The organism is Bellilinea sp. (assembly GCF_034432615.1).
In the GTDB taxonomy this organism is placed as follows: domain Bacteria; phylum Chloroflexota; class Anaerolineae; order Anaerolineales; family Anaerolineaceae; genus Bellilinea.
In genome coordinates, this window is the sequence record NZ_DAOUBL010000081.1 from 1 (window position 1) to 2,730 (window position 2,730).

The 2,730-nt window shown below is 63.3% G+C and carries 5 protein-coding genes and 1 pseudogene; all 6 read left to right on the forward strand.

Annotation, left to right across the window (positions count from 1 at the left end):
* The first annotated feature begins 210 nt into the window (after positions 1-210).
* Positions 211-486: a hypothetical protein gene (locus VAE48_RS03805; RefSeq protein WP_322791990.1), complete on the forward strand. Its 276-nt coding sequence runs from the start codon at positions 211-213 to the stop codon at positions 484-486.
* Between the two features lie 3 nt (positions 487-489).
* Positions 490-780: a hypothetical protein gene (locus tag VAE48_RS03810; protein ID WP_322791991.1), complete on the forward strand. Its 291-nt coding sequence runs from the start codon at positions 490-492 to the stop codon at positions 778-780.
* Entirely contained in the window at positions 765-1,253 is a 489-nt protein-coding gene (locus tag VAE48_RS03815) for a hypothetical protein (protein ID WP_322791992.1), read from the forward strand. The genes VAE48_RS03810 and VAE48_RS03815 overlap by 16 nt, the downstream gene beginning before the upstream one ends.
* Positions 1,169-2,158: a hypothetical protein gene (locus VAE48_RS03820; RefSeq protein WP_322791993.1), complete on the forward strand. Its 990-nt coding sequence runs from the start codon at positions 1,169-1,171 to the stop codon at positions 2,156-2,158. Before VAE48_RS03815 ends, VAE48_RS03820 begins: the two co-directional genes overlap by 85 nt.
* Before the next feature lie 71 nt (positions 2,159-2,229).
* The gene (locus tag VAE48_RS03825; protein ID WP_322791994.1) at positions 2,230-2,478 is read left to right on the forward strand and encodes a hypothetical protein; all 249 of its coding nucleotides are present in this window, start codon (positions 2,230-2,232) and stop codon (positions 2,476-2,478) included.
* Positions 2,479-2,481: 3 nt separating this feature from the next.
* A pseudogene (locus VAE48_RS03830) lies at positions 2,482-2,730 on the forward strand (hypothetical protein); the annotation flags it as partial.

Consider the following 2,730-nt stretch of genomic DNA (forward strand, 5'->3'; position numbering starts at 1 on the left):
GTGCGAGGTGTGCCTGCGGTGGAAGCCTACACCCGCAAGAACGGCGAAGCAGAAGCCAGCCTGAAAGTGACCGCCCAGGTGGTGCAGTTTTTGGGCGGCGGCAAGGCGGAAAGTGACGGCGAGGAACTGCCGTACTAGTTTGTTGGCAATCAACCCAATCGAGTTTGAAACAATCTATTCGACCGATGTCGAAAGGGCGGAGCGTGGGAGATGGAGGATTATCCGATTTGCGAAAACTGCGGCGACCCGATTGTGGGCCAGCCGGTGTGGATCAAAGAGGCGGACGGCACGCCGCTGCGCATTTGCGAGGACTGCGCCAACCCCGAACTGGGGCTGACGCCGCAAGAACTGGACGACCTGATCGCCTTTGAAGCCGAAGCGCGCGAGCGGGAAGAGCGCAAGTTTAAACTGCTGTACCGGCTGGAAGGGCTGAGGGCCGATGACCCGCTGTGGGATGAGATTGCCGGGCGGTTGGGGGTGAAATAAGGCATGACGCGGCGGCTGTGGCAAACCCCCTGGGGCTACTACTGGAAAGTGGTGGTGGACCCGACCCGCAACGGGGAAGAGCCGGGCGTGTTCTACGGCGGGCATTTCCGCTGGACGGACATTGTGTTGCCGGGGTGGGACGAGGAAGCCCGCAAGATACCCTGTCCCTGGCCGAGCGGGACGGTTTTCGAGAACATCAAGACCGGCGAGCGGGTGATGATCAAGCGGGGTAAGGTCATCCGGCTAGAGGAAAGCCGGTCGGTGGAGTTGTTGAAACGATGGACGGCTGCGTAATCGTACCCTTGCTTTTGCTCTTGGTGGTGCTGTTTTTTGCCGCCGAACGGCACTGGGAAGAAAAGGGGGCGTCACCGCCGGAGCGCCATATGGAAGCCCGCAGCCCCGACCCGGGCGCCACCTACCGCGCGGTGATGGCGGTAGTGGACGAGGTACACGGCCGCTGGTACGAGGGCAGACACCATGATGAGGTGGTCCACCTGCATCTGCCCGGCCGGGCGGAGATGGCGCGGCACGATTCGGACTTGCGGCGCAATCTGCGCTGGCTGGAAGGGGAAGCGGGCGAGGTGGATGTCGTGCTGCATTACGAAGGCGAACCGCCGCTGGAGCGGCGGGCAGTGTGGGACAGGGTGGAGCGCAGCGCGGACGGGAGTATCCGCCGCGCCGAATGGCGGCGGAAACAAGCAGGCTATCTGCCGCTGCTGGGATTGGTCATCGTCCTTGTGATGGTCATTGGAGTTTTGGTCTGGTGAAGCGGATCGCTGTTATCCTCTTGCTGCTGATGACCGGCTGTGTGAGCGCGCCGCAGGACTACGCCCCGCCCGACCCGGCGGCGTTGCGGGCGACCGCCCGGGCTGCCGAAGCGCTGGCCGGGCAGGCGGAAGAGCGGGTACGGCTGACCCAAGCCGCCTATGAGAGTTACCTGCGGCAGACCGCCGAAGCGGTGAGCGTGGAAGCCACCCGGCAGTCGGTGAGCGCGGAGGCCACAAAACAGGCGTTACTGGTGGCCGAGCAGACCTACCGCATGACGGCGACCGCCCAGGCCGTCCAGCGGCAGGCGGAGCGGGAAGCACAGGCCGAGCGGCAGGAAGGGCTGCTGCGGCTGCTGGCGTTGGTCATCCTGCTGCTGACCCTGTTAGCCCTTGGTGGGGTGTTGGTGCTGCTGGTGTGGAAAGCGGGCAACGAGTGGATCGCCTGGCAGTCGCGGCGCAGGCAGTTGGTGGAAAGCCGCGCCGGGACATTGCTGCTGGCGGCGGAGAACGCTCCGCCGGTGCGGGTGCAGGTGATTCAACCGGCCTTGCCGTCCCGCTTGCCGAATGTGGAGGACGAGACCGAAACCGAGCCGATCCCGTATTCGGCGAACGGCGAACTGGTGGGCTTCATCCAGCGCAAGGCCGACCCGCATAAGCGGCTGGTTATGCGCTTGCTGCGGGAGAGCATTCAGGCGGTTGGGGCGCGGAGCAGCCGCATCCCCGGCTGGCGCGAGTTGGGCTGGAGCGCAGAAGCGTGGACGCAGGCGGTGCGGCTGCTGTGGCGGTATGTCGAGACGCAGCCGGGCAAGGGGACGTATCTTGTGGGGGAGTATGAGACCCTGCAAGAGTTGTACTTTGCGGTGGGGGAGAAGCGGGCGATCCTCTCCCCTGCCCCGATGGAGTGAGAGGAATGGTTCGGCGAACAGAACGGCGAACAGAGCCGAACAGGGCAGAACAGAGGAGAACAGGCAGAACAATGGAACCGGACAACGAGATGGTCAAATTCAATCCGTACCGCTGCAAAGCGTTGGGCTTGACGGAAGTCGAGGCACGCTGCTTGAACTTTGTGCGGCTGAACAGTCCGCTTGCCGCATGGTTGAGAGACCGCTTTCCGGGGGTGTATGTGAGATTGGAGATGCGCGGCCTGATCGAAAGGGTGGACGGCGCATGGCGTCTGACGGAAGCGGGCAAGAGCAAGATACGGGTATTGTTAAAGGGCCGATGATCCATGCGGCGGTTTGTACTGGTGCGGGAGAGCGACCCGTCAGGGGTGAGCGGTACGGGAGTGGTAGCCGAGGGGGTGGAATTTTCGGACGGGATGGCGGTACTGCGCTGGAAACGAGAGCCGTATGGGTTGAATGTGTACCTGAAAATCGAGGATTTAGTCGCCGTGCATGGCCACGGCGGAGCGAGTTATATCGAGTGGCTGGACGGAGGTAATGGACATGGACAAGACCGAATGGCGGGTCTATCGCAT